Origin of the sequence: Xanthomonas euvesicatoria pv. euvesicatoria, assembly GCF_020880415.1 — a bacterium.
GTDB lineage: Bacteria > Pseudomonadota > Gammaproteobacteria > Xanthomonadales > Xanthomonadaceae > Xanthomonas > Xanthomonas euvesicatoria.
In genome coordinates, this window is the sequence record NZ_JAJIUJ010000037.1 from 25,284 (window position 1) to 37,888 (window position 12,605).

Annotated in this window: 13 protein-coding genes and 2 tRNA genes; 11 read left to right on the forward strand and 4 right to left on the reverse strand. The window is 64.8% G+C overall.

What is annotated here, in order from left to right; all coding sequences use genetic code 11:
* Positions 1-6 precede the first annotated feature (6 nt).
* A complete protein-coding gene (gene dapA / locus LN450_RS05450) occupies positions 7-915 on the reverse strand; it encodes a 4-hydroxy-tetrahydrodipicolinate synthase (protein WP_011347123.1) in 909 nt (302 codons plus the stop codon).
* A 93-nt stretch (positions 916-1,008) separates the two neighbouring features.
* On the opposite strand from dapA, the gene LN450_RS05455 reads away from it, so the two are divergent.
* The 10 genes from LN450_RS05455 to LN450_RS05500 all read left to right on the forward strand — a co-directional run bounded on the left by LN450_RS05455 (position 1,009) and on the right by LN450_RS05500 (position 7,176).
* The gene (locus LN450_RS05455) at positions 1,009-1,635 is read left to right on the forward strand and encodes a glycine cleavage system transcriptional repressor (RefSeq protein ID WP_002813792.1); all 627 of its coding nucleotides are present in this window, start codon (positions 1,009-1,011) and stop codon (positions 1,633-1,635) included.
* 11 nt (positions 1,636-1,646) lie between these two features.
* A complete protein-coding gene (locus LN450_RS05460) occupies positions 1,647-1,997 on the forward strand; it encodes a ribonuclease E inhibitor RraB (protein ID WP_003481909.1) in 351 nt (116 codons plus the stop codon).
* 36 nt (positions 1,998-2,033) lie between these two features.
* Positions 2,034-2,516, forward strand: a complete 483-nt coding sequence (locus LN450_RS05465) for a peroxiredoxin (protein WP_008574748.1) — start codon at positions 2,034-2,036, stop codon at positions 2,514-2,516.
* 82 nt (positions 2,517-2,598) lie between these two features.
* Positions 2,599-3,996: a PhoH family protein gene (locus tag LN450_RS05470; RefSeq protein ID WP_003481904.1), complete on the forward strand. Its 1,398-nt coding sequence runs from the start codon at positions 2,599-2,601 to the stop codon at positions 3,994-3,996.
* A complete protein-coding gene (locus LN450_RS05475; RefSeq protein ID WP_011347122.1) occupies positions 3,996-4,478 on the forward strand; it encodes a hypothetical protein in 483 nt (160 codons plus the stop codon). The genes LN450_RS05470 and LN450_RS05475 overlap by 1 nt, the downstream gene beginning before the upstream one ends.
* 6 nt (positions 4,479-4,484) lie before the next feature.
* On the forward strand, positions 4,485-5,156 hold the full coding sequence (locus tag LN450_RS05480) for a YoaK family protein (protein ID WP_011347121.1): 672 nt from the start codon (positions 4,485-4,487) through the stop codon (positions 5,154-5,156).
* A 37-nt stretch (positions 5,157-5,193) separates the two neighbouring features.
* On the forward strand, positions 5,194-6,003 hold the full coding sequence (thiD, locus tag LN450_RS05485) for a bifunctional hydroxymethylpyrimidine kinase/phosphomethylpyrimidine kinase (RefSeq protein WP_014089990.1): 810 nt from the start codon (positions 5,194-5,196) through the stop codon (positions 6,001-6,003).
* The gene (locus tag LN450_RS05490) at positions 6,000-6,881 is read left to right on the forward strand and encodes an alpha/beta hydrolase family protein (protein WP_011347119.1); all 882 of its coding nucleotides are present in this window, start codon (positions 6,000-6,002) and stop codon (positions 6,879-6,881) included. Before thiD ends, LN450_RS05490 begins: the two co-directional genes overlap by 4 nt.
* Positions 6,882-6,921: 40 nt before the next feature.
* A tRNA-Arg gene (locus LN450_RS05495) sits at positions 6,922-6,998 on the forward strand.
* Between the two features lie 101 nt (positions 6,999-7,099).
* A tRNA-Arg gene (locus LN450_RS05500) sits at positions 7,100-7,176 on the forward strand.
* 167 nt (positions 7,177-7,343) lie between these two features.
* On the opposite strand, the gene LN450_RS05505 is transcribed toward LN450_RS05500, so the two are convergent.
* Both LN450_RS05505 and LN450_RS05510 read right to left on the reverse strand, forming a co-directional pair.
* On the reverse strand, positions 7,344-8,336 hold the full coding sequence (locus LN450_RS05505) for a DedA family protein/thiosulfate sulfurtransferase GlpE (RefSeq protein ID WP_011347118.1): 993 nt from the start codon (positions 8,334-8,336) through the stop codon (positions 7,344-7,346).
* 44 nt (positions 8,337-8,380) lie between these two features.
* The gene (locus tag LN450_RS05510; RefSeq protein WP_011347117.1) at positions 8,381-9,325 is read right to left on the reverse strand and encodes a LysR substrate-binding domain-containing protein; all 945 of its coding nucleotides are present in this window, start codon (positions 9,323-9,325) and stop codon (positions 8,381-8,383) included.
* Positions 9,326-9,456: 131 nt separating this feature from the next.
* Here LN450_RS05510 and LN450_RS05515 point away from each other — a divergent pair, with 131 nt between their 5' ends.
* Positions 9,457-10,158 carry a pirin family protein gene (locus LN450_RS05515; RefSeq protein ID WP_011347116.1) on the forward strand — a complete coding sequence of 234 codons (702 nt, stop codon included), beginning with the start codon at positions 9,457-9,459 and terminating at the stop codon, positions 10,156-10,158.
* A gap of 410 nt (positions 10,159-10,568) precedes the next feature.
* On the opposite strand, the gene LN450_RS05520 is transcribed toward LN450_RS05515, so the two are convergent.
* Positions 10,569-12,527, reverse strand: a complete 1,959-nt coding sequence (locus tag LN450_RS05520; protein ID WP_029819220.1) for a methyl-accepting chemotaxis protein — start codon at positions 12,525-12,527, stop codon at positions 10,569-10,571.
* Between the last annotated feature and the right edge of the window lie 78 nt (positions 12,528-12,605).

Sequence of the window (12,605 nt, forward strand, 5' to 3'; positions counted from 1 at the left end):
CCTGGGTCAGGCCGCGAGCATTTCGCGGCTGGAAAGCGCTTCCAACGCAATGGCGTCGGCGGCAAGGCGGTCGGCAGCAGGCTGGTGCGCCGCAGAAAGAGGCAGCAGCGGCAAGCGCAGGCCGTGGCCGATCCCGGCGCGCTGCAGCAGCGCCTTGACCGGGATGGGATTGGATTCGATTCCGCAGAAGCTGTGGTATTCGCTCAACCGCGCGTCCCAGGCGGTGGCAGCATCGCGCTGGCCGTCGCGGGCCAGATCGCACAGGCGCCGGTACGCCGCCGGCAAGGCGTTAGAAGCGACCGAGATCAGCCCGGCAGCGCCGGACAACATCGCGTGCGCCGCGCTGCCATCGTCGCCGCTGAGCACCACAAAACTGTCGCTGCGCAGCGCCACCAGTGCAGCGATGCGCTCGGGCTCGCTACGTGCTTCCTTGATGCCGACGATGTTCGGATGACCCACCAGCTCGGCCACCGTCTCCGGCAGCAGGTCGCAGCCGGTACGGCCCGGCACGTTGTACAGCACCACCGGCAGGCCACCTTCGTTGGCCACCGCCAGAAAGTGGGCCTTCAACCCGGCTTGGGTCGGACGCACATACGGCGGCGTCACCACCAGCGCGTACTGCGCGCCCAGCGCCGCAGCGCGACGTGTCTGCGCAATGGTCTTTGCCGTGCCGGACAAGCCGGTGCCGGCAAGCACCGGCACCCGGCCGGCGACCTGTGCCACAGCCGCGCGCAGCAGCGTGTCGTATTCGTCGTCGCTCAGTGCGGCCGCTTCACCGGTGGAGCCGGCAACCACGATTCCCTGCACGCCGCCGTGCAACTGCTGCTCCAGCAGCCGCCGCCAGGCATCCAGGTCGAGTGCGCCATCGGGACCGAAGGGGGTCGCCAGCGCGGTGATGATGCCGGAAAGGGACAAGATTCTGCTGCTCTTACGTGACAGGAAAAGGCCCGCGCGCACGCGGGTTGCGACCGCCTGCATGTTACTTGCGGCGCGAAACCACGGGCAAGTATGCTGGTCACCGCCAGGGCGCCTGCCCGGGCGGCCATTCAGCCTGATGCAATGCCGGAAGCCCCTTTGACCGACTCTACACCCCGGCCTTCGCCGACCGAAAATCACCTCCTGATCAACGCCTACACGACGCATCCGGAGTCCCCCCTGTTGCCCGTCACTCGCCGCATCGCCGACAGCGGCTGCAATCTCGTGGACGCCCGTCTGGCCACGGTGGGGCGCGACGTCTCGGTCACCGCACTGGCAACCGGCTCCTGGGATTCGGTCGCCAAGCTCGAAGCCATGCTGACCCGGCTCGAACGCGAAGAAGGATTGAAACTGGTGTGGTATCGCACCGGCCCCAAGCAGACCCAGTCCAACCTGCTGCCTTACATCGTCGAAGTGATCGCCGCCGACAAGCCGGGCATCCTGTTCCAGCTGGCTGATTTCTTCGACCGCCAGGGCATCACCATCGAAAACCTGCAGAGCACGCGCTACCGCGCCATGCAGACCGGCGCGGAGATGTTTTCGGCGCAGGTGACGATCGGCGTGCCGGCCAACATGCACATCGCCGCATTGCGCGATGATTTCCTGGAATTCTGTGATCACCTCAATCTCGACGCGATCATGGACCCGATGAAGTTCTGAGGCACCCATCAATGGCCATCGCGATCTCTGCGCTAAAACAGATGTTCGACCACATCCGCTCCGAGACCGATTGGAATCTCGACGGCCCGCTGCGCTGGGAATACTTCTTCGCCGATCCTGCGCAGGAGCCGCTGCAGAAGCTCGCCGAGCAACTGACCCAGGACGGCTATCGCGTCATCGACATTTTCCTCGGCGAACGCGACGAAGACGACGGCGATGACGAAGAGTCGTACTTCCTGCATGTGGACAAGAAAGAACATCACACCATCGAGTCGCTGAATCAGCGCAATGCGCAGTTCGACGCACTTGCCAAACGCTTCCATGTGGCTGCTTATGATGGGATGGACGTCGGCCCGGCCTGACCGCGCCGTCGCCCCTCCACTTTGGGCTGAGCAACGATGACCGACGCTGTGCTGGAATTACCCGCCGCAACCTTCGACCTGCCGCTGGCGCTGTCCGGCGGCACCCACACCACCCTGCGCGACCATGCCGGCACATGGCTGGTGCTGTACTTCTACCCGAAGGACAGCACGCCCGGCTGCACCACCGAAGGCCTGGACTTCAATGCCTTGCTGCCGCAGTTCAAAAAAGCGGGCGCGATGGTGTTGGGCGTTTCGCGCGATTCGGTGAAGTCGCACGACAACTTCTGCGCCAAGCAAGGCTTCGCCTTCCCGTTGATCAGCGACAGCGATGAAGCGCTGTGCCGCGCCTTCGACGTGATCAAGGAAAAGAACATGTACGGCAAACAGGTGCTCGGCATCGAGCGCAGCACCTTCTTGCTGTCGCCCGAGGGGCATGTCGTGCAGGAATGGCGCAAGGTCAAGGTCGCCGGCCATGCCGAGGCCGTGCTGGCCGCAGTAAAGGCGCACGCCAAACAGTGACACCCCTCGCTTCCCGCGTCCTCCATCACCCTGCAGCTGCAGGCGTGATGGCTCGCCCCTGCTCCATCACTTGGAAGACCCAATGACCCGAGGCAAGCGCATCTACGTGCTGGACACAAACGTGCTGATGCACGATCCCACCGCGCTGTTCAAGTTCGAGGAACACGATGTGTTCCTGCCGATGCAGGTGATCGAGGAGCTCGACAACGCCAAGAAGGGCACCTCCGAAGTCAGCCGCAATGCACGCCAGGTCAGCCGTTTCCTGGACGAATTGCTGGAAAACACCAACGCCGAGCAGATCCAGGCCGGCATCCTGCTCAGCCATCCGCAGGGCATCCAGCTCAAGGGCCAGGCCGCGATCGGACGGCTGTTTTTCCAGATCAAGCCGATCGACCCGGGCCGCACCTTCGGCGAAATGCTGCCGGACAACAAGATCCTGGCCTCGGTGCTGGCGCTGCGCGAAGAAAATCCGGATGTGCCGGTCATCCTGGTGTCCAAGGACATCAACCTGCGCATCAAGGCCTACATCAGCGGCCTGGTCGCCGAGGACTATCAAAACGACCGTGCGTTGGACGATTTCAGCCTGCTGTTCACCGGCGCCATCGAGCTGCCGGAAGATTTTTGGCAGAAGCACAACGAAGATCTGCGCAGCTGGAACGAACGCGGCCGCACCCATTACGAAATCGTGCTGGCCGAGGACGAAGACTGGTATCCGAACCAGTACCTGTACCTGCCCGGCGAAGATGAAGTGGAGCTGCGCGTGGCCAAGGTTGGCGGCGGCAAGGCCACCTTGTGCCTGGTCGACGATTTCCGCAGCGGCCAGCATGCGGTCTGGGGCATCGTGGCACGCAACCGCGAGCAGAATTTCGCGCTCAATGCGCTGATGGACCCGGAGATCGACTTCGTCACCCTGCTCGGCACCGCCGGCACCGGCAAGACCTTGCTCGCACTGGCTGCAGGCCTGGCGCAGACCATGGACCAGCAGCGCTACCGGGAAATCATCATGACCCGTGCCACTGTCAGCGTGGGCGAAGACATCGGCTTCCTGCCGGGGACCGAAGAAGAAAAGATGACCCCGTGGATGGGCGCACTGACCGACAATCTGGAAGTGCTCACGCACAATCAGGAAGGCGGCTCGTGGGGCCGTGCGGCCACCAACGACCTGCTCGCCAGTCGCATCAAGATCCGCTCGATGAACTTCATGCGCGGTCGCACCTTCCTGTCGCGCTATCTGATCCTGGACGAGGCGCAAAACCTCACGCCCAAGCAGATGAAGACGCTGATCACCCGCGCCGGCCCCGGCACCAAGATCGTGTGCCTGGGCAACGTCGAACAGATCGACACCCCGTACCTCACCGAAACCACTTCGGGGCTGACCTACGCGGTGGATCGCTTCAAGGCATGGCCGCATAGCGCGCACATCACGCTGCGTCGCGGCGAGCGCTCGCGTCTGGCCGACTTCGCTTCGGAGGTGTTGTGATGCGCACCTATTGCGGCGCGGTGGCGCTCGCCGTGATCGCGCTGGCCGGCTGCGCCAGCACGCAGGGGCCAGCCAGCGTGCCGACCAATCTCAAGAACGGCCAGTCCTGGATCATCACCCGGCAGAGCGTGGCCGAACAGGTGTTGCAGACCTGCTCGCGCGACAGCCCGGCACGGCATCCAGGCCAGATCAGCGGCTATTGGGCGCCGAGCCATCAGCAGATCGAACAGCTCGAAGCGCGGCAGGATGCGTTGACACCCACCATTGCCGAGCCACGCGAGTTCGACCGTCAATACGTGGGTGTGGTGATCCAGGGCCAGCAGTTGATCTACGTCAACGCGTTCAAGCTTCCCAACGACCCGCCGGTGAAACCGGCGCGGGAAGCGATCCAGGTCTGCGACGGCGGCAGCATGTTCTGGGGTGCGCTGTACGACCCGCAAACCGGCGCGTTCTCGCAGATTGCGATCAACGGTAGCCCCTGACCTAAGATGGGAATCCTGCTGCCGCGCTGGGTCTGGATTGGCGCGGTGGCATTGTCGGCCGTGGCCGGCATGGTCAATGTGGTGGGCTACCTGGGATCCGAGCACCAGGTGGTCAGCCATCTCACCGGCACGACCAGCCTGCTCGGCGTTGCCCTGGCGCAAGACGCTGCCCCAGACACCGGCTTTCTTTGCGGCATCCTCATCGCCTTCTGCGCAGGCGCCATGCTCAGCGGACTGATCATCCAGGACGATGTCGTACGGCTTGGACAGCGCTACGGCGCCGCGTTGCTGCTCGAGGCGCTGCTGTTGCTGGGCGCGATTGCACTGTTCAAGTTGCATCATGTCGGCGGCGTCCTGTGCGCCGCTGGCGCCTGCGGCCTGCAAAATGCGATGGCGACCACCCTCAGCGGTGCAGCGGTCCGCACCACGCATTTGAGCGGCATGTTCACCGACCTGGGAATCGGCCTGGGGCACCTGCTGCGCGGGCGTCCGCTGCAGGTGCGGCGCCTCACGCTGAGCGCGCTGATCATCAGCGGTTTTCTCGGCGGCAGCATCCTCGGAACCTTGCTGTTCCAGCGCTGGCAGTACGACGCGCTCTACCTGCCCGCCAGCCTCACCGGATTGACCGGCGCCGGTTATGTCGCCTACCTGCAGTGGCGCCGCTGGCGCACAGGATGATGCGCACATCCTCCGGCCAGCAGTGCAGAATCGCCACATGACTACGCCCAGTACGCTGTCCGCATTGAGCATCGCCGGCTCCGACTCCGGGGGCGGCGCCGGCATCCAGGCCGACCTCAAGACCTTCGCCGCGCACCGCGTGCACGGCTTGTCGGCGATTACCGCATTGACCGCGCAACACACCCGCGCCGTCACCGCCGTGCATCTTCCACCGTTGTCGTTTTTGCAGGCGCAGGTGGACGCCTGCTTTGCCGATTTCGAGATCCAGGCGGTCAAGCTCGGCATGCTGGCCAATGCCGACGTCATTCATTGCGTGGCCGACCTGCTTGAGCGATATCGCCCACCGTTCGTGGTGCTCGACCCGGTGATGGTGTCCACCAGCGGCGCGCGCCTGCTCGAAGATGCGGCACTGGATGCGCTGCGCACGCGCTTGCTGCCGCTGGCCACCCTGGTCACCCCCAACACGCCCGAGGCCGAGTTGCTGACCGGCCGCCGCATCGACAGCGCCGACGCCGCCGAACATGCCACCGCCGCCTTGCTCGACCTAGGCGCCAACGCCGTGCTGCTCAAGGGCGGACATCTGCACGAAGGCGCACGCGTGCTCGACCGCTTCGATGACGGCGTGACCCAGGATGTGTTCATGCACCCGCGCCTGCAGGTCGATGCGCACGGCACCGGCTGCAGCCTGTCGGCAGCCATCGCCGCGCAGCTGTGCCAGGGCCTGTCGCTGCTCAATGCCTGCGAGGCAGCGATCGATTACGTTGCACGCGCCATCCGCATTGGCCAACGCCCCGGCCACAGCGATGTGCTGGTGCTCGACCACTTCGGCGCCGCGCCCGGCGCATGAGCGTGCAGACCAACACCCTGCTCGCCAGCGCTGCAGATGGGCATCGCTGGCAGGTCATCCGTTGCGCACCAACGCAGCCAGCTGCAACGCTGCTGTGGCTGCCGGCATTGGGCGTGGCAGCGCGGCATTACCAACCCTTCGCACAGGCGCTCGCGTCCACCGGCGTTGCGGTGTATCTGCACGAATGGCGCGGCAATGGCAGCAGCACGCTGCGCCCGTCGCGTGAGCACGATTGGGGCTATCGCACGCTGCTTGCAGACGACCTTCCCGCCAGCCACGCCCTGCTCGATATCCACGACCCGCAGCTGCCGCGCATGGTCGGTGGACACAGCCTCGGCGGTCAGCTCGCGTGCTGCTACGCCGCGCTGCATCCGGTGCAATTCGCCCAGCTCTGGCTGGTGGCCAGCGGCTCGCCGTACTGGCGCAATTTTCCCGTGCCGATGCGTTACGGCCTGCCCCTGGCGTTTCGGTTGTTGCCTTGGCTGGCGCGCAGGCAGGGCGTGCTGCACGGGCGCAAGCTCGGTTTTGGCGGCACCGAAGCACGCAGCCTGATTGCCGACTGGGCGCAGGTCGGCCGCAGCAATCGCTATCGCGCGGCAGGCGCGCCATGGGACCTGGAACGGGCACTGGGCCAACTGCGCGTGCCGATCCGCGCAGTGACCCTTGCGCGCGACACGTTGGGTCCGGCAGGTGCGCTGCGCGCATTACTGGACAAGATGCCGCAGGCACACCCACGCCATGTGCGATTGGACGATGGGCACCTCGGCGCACGCAGCGATCATTTCGCGTGGATGAAAACGCCTGCGGCCGTGGTCGCTGCGCTGCGTGACGCGCCTGACCACGACCTCGACGGCGCTGGAATTTCACAAAGGGATTGACGGCCCCGTCGGTCATCCGCATAATTCCGCTCCTGACGAGGCGCCCGTAGCTCAGTTGGATAGAGTACCTGGCTACGAACCAGGCGGTCGGGAGTTCGAATCTCTCCGGGCGCACCATCCTCAGAACAAGAAGAATAAGAAGACAGCACGCACGCGCTGATTTTCAGTTAAAAAGATCCGATCGCCCTGCGTCAGATCTGCAAGTCAAAACAAGATATGCGCCCGTAGCTCAGTTGGATAGAGTACCTGGCTACGAACCAGGCGGTCGGGAGTTCGAATCTCTCCGGGCGCACCAATCTTGAAGAAAACGACCAGCTTGCTGGTCTTTTTTTTGCCCGTCGTTTTTGCCGAAGCAGACGATGGCGCGCATTGCGTTGCATTGAGTGTGCTGTTCCATCGCGCGATGCCGATCTCTGAGCAACGCGCTCGCCGACCTCACCACAGGCACCGCCTCCAGGGCAATCAGGCCGTGGCAGTAGCCGCGTTCGCGTCGGCAACCACCGTCACCGGCACCAGCGATGTCACCGGATGCCCGGCATCGCGCCATGCATCCAGACCGCCCAACAGTGGCCGCACATCGCGGTACCCGCGCTCGCGCATCCGCGCGGCCAGCCATGCTGCAGACACCTCGTCCGGACACGCGCAGTAGATCACCACGCTACGATCGCGCGGCACGCTGGCAAGGATCTGCGCCAGCTGACGCTCATCAGCGAACACGGCGCCAGGAATCGTGTATGGCTGCAACTGGCGATAGCCCGGGGCGCGAATATCCAGCACGGTCGGTCGCAGGCTTTCTTCGCCATCCAATAACGGCACCAGCTCCTCTACCGCGATGCGCGCATGCTCCAGCGATCGCAACAGGCTCTGCCGTCGCCACCAGCGCCAACCGACATAGCCGGCCAGAAAGGCCGCCAAGACCACGATCGCGCCCGAGCCGAGTTCGGACAGCAAGGCGAGCACGTCCTGCACCTGACGCGCGAACACAGCACCCACACCCAGGCCGACCAACGCCCACAACGATGCACCGAAGGCGTCGTATCGCAGGAACGCCGCAGGACGTACCCGCATTGCTCCGGCCATCGGCACCGAGACCATCGACAAGCCCGGCACGAACTTGGCGACCGCCAGCACGCGCACGCCCCAGCGCGAAAAAAAGCGCTCGGTCTGCTTCATGCAGCTGTCGCGCGAGAGCGACAGCCGACACAGCGACTGCAAGGTGCGGTTACCGAAGCGGCGACCGGCCAGATACCAGACCAGATCGCCCAAGAGACTTGCCGCGACAGACACCGCCAACGCCGCAAGCCCGGCCAGCCAGGCATCGCCGCCCCCTTGCAACGCATAGCTGGCACCGACCAGCACCAGGGTCGGCAGCGCTGGCACCGGCAGCCCCAGCGACAACGCCAGCACGTTGGCGAACACCAGCGCCAATCCGTACTGTTCGATCAAGCCTTGCATGCGACGACCCTGCGCGACGGCGGGGCACCATTATCCGCCCTCCCTCATGGCGGCGACTGCCCGGCAGCGACGGAACGATACGTTGCGGCCAAGGCGTGCAACCAGCGCTCGAACAGGCCTTCGCTACGCAAGGCGCGCCGCCACCAGCTCAATGCCTCCCCCTCTTCGCCCGGCAGCCATGCCAGATAAAAGGTTTCGTCGGGCTTGCGGGTTTCCACCTGCACCTCGCGCAGCCGGCCCTCCTGCAGCGCCCCGCGCGCATACGGTTCGGGCAGAAAGCCGTAGCCGGCGCCGGCCAGTTGCAGCAGCAGCTTGGTCTGCATGTCGGGCACGGTGAGCACATCGCGCCCGGAGAGCAGCCCGACCGTGCGCGGCAGCAGGCGCCGCGCCGAGTCCGCCACGGCAATCGCACGGTGTTCGGCCAGCTCCGCCGCGCCCAGCAGGCCGGCATCCGCCAGCGGAGACGTGGATGCCACGGCAAACACGAACCGCAACGTGCCGATCGGCTCGGCCACATAGCCGCCGCCACTGGGCCCCTCGCCCGCCGCCACGATCAGGTCCACGCGCCTGTCCAGCAGCGCCTCCCAACTGCCCGACAACGACTCGCTCAGCACGCGCAGCCGCGTGCTGTCGGCCACGGTGTAGAAGTCCAGGATCTGCGGCTGCAGCAAGGCCGCAGGCAGCACCCCATCCAGCCCGATCGCAAAATCCGACTCCCAGCCGGAGGCCACGCGCCGCACCCGCACCTCCAGCTCTTGCGCGGCACGCAGCAAGTGGCGCCCCTCGCGCAACAGCTCGCGGCCCGCCTGGGTCGGCGTGGCCTTGGGTCCCACCCGCTCGAACAGCTGCACGCCCAGATCCTCTTCCAGTTTGGACACCGTGTAGGAAATCGTCGAAGGCACCTTGAACAGCACCTTGGCTGCGGCCGCGAACGAGCCACGCCGGTCGATGGCATCCAGGATCTGCAGTGCTTCCAGGCTGATTTTCATTGTTCGAAATTTTCGATGATAGCGGCCAAATCTACTCGCTTTTTGTGCCGGACGCAGAGGTGGAGACTACGCATCAAGCCGCTGGACACCGATCGCCCAGCGCCAATTTCAAACCTTCCAGGAGAAGCAGCATGTTGAATGTCCGCAAGAGCGAAACCCGTGGCCGCGCCGAACATGGCTGGCTGTCCTCACGCCATACCTTCTCCTTTGCCAGCTATCACGATCCGCGCCATATGGGCATTGGCCCGCTACGGGTGATCAACGAGGACAAGGTGCAACCGGGCGAAGGCTTCGGCACCCACGCTCACCGCGACATGGAGATCATTTCCTATGTCCTGGGCGGCGCGCTGGAACACAAGGACAGCATGGGCACCGGCTCGGTCCTGCATTATGGCGACGTGCAGCGGATGAGCGCCGGCAGCGGCGTGACGCACAGCGAGTTCAATCACTCAGCCAGCGAGCCCGTGCACTTCCTGCAGATCTGGGTAATGCCCGAGCGTGCCGGCATCGAGCCAAGCTACGAAGAAAAGCACTTCGATGCCGAGAGCAAGCGTAACCAGTTGCGCTTGATCGCCTCGCCAGGCGGTGACCATGGCTCCCTGCGCCTGCACCAGGACGCACGCCTGTATGCCTCGATCCTGGATGGCCAGGCGCGTTTGCAGCAGCCGCTGGCCGAAGGCCGCATCGGCTACGTGCAGGTGGCCCGCGGCAGCCTGAGCGTCAATGGGCAAGCGCTATCGGCTGGCGACGCGGTGCAGATCGTCGGCGAGCCGGAAATCGTACTGGCCGACGCACGCGATGCCGAGGTCCTGGTGTTCGACCTGCCCAAGTAAGCAAGGCTGGATGGATGGCGCACCTGCGCAGGATTGGTGTGCGATGCGCTGGCCAGTGCCGAAACAAACAAAGCCCGCTCACGCGGGCTTTGTCTTGTGCGCAGCTTCTTGGGAGCTGACCAACCCTGACGCGGCAGCTGATGGCACGTGGCTTACGCCCTGTGCCTTGATGCCCAAGATCCGCGAGACGGACATGCGATTTGCGACTGCCGGTTGCGCGCTGCGATCGATGCGTTGCAAATCGCCGCTCGCATCTTTACTGCGGTCGATAGGTCGTCGCAGCGGCGCTGATGGCAGCGACTGCCTCAGCACCGCAGGTTCGGGCACTTGCGCCCAGATCCACTACTAAAGGAAGTTGCAATATGTGAGGGCACATCACGACGTCGCTTGCGAAACGCAGTGAACCATCATCACGCCACTTTCGCTGTCGCGCGCCGCGCAGCCTGCGCATCGACCTGCACTGGCGCGCGATCCGCCCCGCCATCTGCATCGCCATTGACCAAGGCGAACAGCGCATCCGCATCGCCTTCCAGCACGCGCGCTGAACGCGCCAAGTCGCCCACCATCTGCGCCTGGTCGCGCGCCTGCACGCCGATCGACTGCAACGCGGTATTGGCGCTGGAAATGTCCAGCGCCTGATCATGGCTGGCAGCGGCGATCTGCTCCACGGTCGCAGTGACGCGCAGGACCGACGTCACCATGTCCTGCATCACCACACCGGCCTGTTCGGCCAGGCGCGAGCCATCGCCGACCTGATCGGTCGCGTTGTCGATCAGGGACCGGATCTCCCTGGCCGACACGCTGCAGCGCTGCGCAAGGCTACGCACTTCGGTCGCCACCACCGCAAAACCGCGCCCCTGTTCGCCCGCACGCGCCGCCTCGACCGCAGCGTTCAGGGCCAGGATGTTGGTCTGAAACGCGATGCCGTCGATCACCTCGATGATCTGACCGATGCGGTCGGTCGCCGAGCGGATGCCGGCGGTGGTCTTGACCACATCGGCAATGACCTCGGCACCGCGCCGCGCCACCGTGGCCGAGTCTTCGGCCATGCGCCGCGCCGAACCGGCATTCTCGGAATTGGCCCGCACCGTTGCGGCCAGCTGATCGATCGTGCTCGAGGTCTGCGCCACCGCAGCAGACTGCGTAGACACGCGACTGACCAGCTCCTGGTTGCTCACGGAAATATGGTGCGCCTCGCGCTGCACGTTCTGCGCAATGCTCATGGTCTGCAGCATCAAATCGCGCATCCGTTCGGCCGAACGCACCTGGTCGGTGACGTCGGTTGCGTATTTGACCACCTTGTAGGGTCGCCCGGAGACGTCCAGGATCGGGTTGTAGGAAGCCTGGATCCATACCGTGCTGCCATCCTTGCGCAGTCGGCGATAACGTCCCGCATCGAACTGGCCGCTCGCCAGTTTTGCCCAGAACTGCCGGTACTCCTCGGACGCGCAGTAGGCCGCATCGACGAACACGCTGTGGTGTTGGCCGATCGCCTCGGCCGCCGGATACCCCATGATGGTCAGGAAGTTTTCGTTCGCACCGAGCACGTTCCCTTGCAGGTCGAACTCGATCACCCCCATGACCTTGTCGATCGCCCGGATACGCCCGTCCGCATCGGCCGAATCGATCACCTGGCGGGTCACGTCGGTGGCGTACTTGACCACCTTGTACGGTCGCCCGTGCTCATCGAGCACCGGGTTGTAGGACGCCTGGATCCACACCTCCCTGCCGTCCTTGCCGATGCGCCGATAGCGGCCCGCATCGAAGGCACCGCGCCCGAGCGAATCCCAGAACGCGCGATACGCAGCCGACTGGCGCGTGCCGGCATCGACAAACATGCCATGGTGCTTGCCGCGAATCTCCTCGAGCCGGTAGCCCATCACGTGCAGGAAATTCTGGTTGGCCGCGAGCACGGTGCCGTCCAGCGAAAACTCGATGACCGCCATCACCTTGTCGATGGCGTCGATGCGCCCCTCGAAGTCGGCTGTCTGGCGTACCTGCGCAGTGATGTCGGTGGCGTACTTCACCACGCGATATGCCTTGCCGGATCGATCCAGCAACGGGTTGTAGGAGGCATTGATCCACACCTCGTGCCCGCGCTTGTCCAGCCGGCAGAAGCGCCCGGCATTGAAGTCGCCGCGCCGCAGCCCTTCCCAGAAGTGCCGATAGCTTTCGCTGTCGCGATCTGCGGCCGTCACGAACATGCGGTGGTGCTGGCCGACCACCTCGTCCAGCCGATACCCCATCAGGGCCAGGAAGTTCGAGTTTGCATCCAGAATGCGACCGTCCAGATCGAACTCGATCACCGCCATCACCCGGTCCACCGCTGCGACCTTGTGTTGCAGCCCGCGACCCCAGAAGGAGAACACACGTCCAAGCAGGTGCGATAGGCGCATCACGTCAACATCCGAGATATGGTTCACGTCCTTAGCGACCCATGCGCCGGT

Coding starts and splice junctions, on each gene's coding strand:
- LN450_RS05455 (WP_002813792.1), top strand. CDS start 1,009: ATGCTGGTCACCGCCAGGGCGCCTGCCCGGGCGGCCATTCAGCCTGAT.
- LN450_RS05460 (WP_003481909.1), top strand. CDS start 1,647: ATGGCCATCGCGATCTCTGCGCTAAAACAGATGTTCGACCACATCCGC.
- LN450_RS05465 (WP_008574748.1), top strand. CDS start 2,034: ATGACCGACGCTGTGCTGGAATTACCCGCCGCAACCTTCGACCTGCCG.
- LN450_RS05470 (WP_003481904.1), top strand. CDS start 2,599: ATGACCCGAGGCAAGCGCATCTACGTGCTGGACACAAACGTGCTGATG.
- LN450_RS05475 (WP_011347122.1), top strand. CDS start 3,996: ATGCGCACCTATTGCGGCGCGGTGGCGCTCGCCGTGATCGCGCTGGCC.
- LN450_RS05480 (WP_011347121.1), top strand. CDS start 4,485: ATGGGAATCCTGCTGCCGCGCTGGGTCTGGATTGGCGCGGTGGCATTG.
- thiD (WP_014089990.1), top strand. CDS start 5,194: ATGACTACGCCCAGTACGCTGTCCGCATTGAGCATCGCCGGCTCCGAC.
- LN450_RS05490 (WP_011347119.1), top strand. CDS start 6,000: ATGAGCGTGCAGACCAACACCCTGCTCGCCAGCGCTGCAGATGGGCAT.
- LN450_RS05505 (WP_011347118.1), bottom strand. CDS start 8,336: ATGCAAGGCTTGATCGAACAGTACGGATTGGCGCTGGTGTTCGCCAAC.
- LN450_RS05510 (WP_011347117.1), bottom strand. CDS start 9,325: ATGAAAATCAGCCTGGAAGCACTGCAGATCCTGGATGCCATCGACCGG.
- LN450_RS05515 (WP_011347116.1), top strand. CDS start 9,457: ATGTTGAATGTCCGCAAGAGCGAAACCCGTGGCCGCGCCGAACATGGC.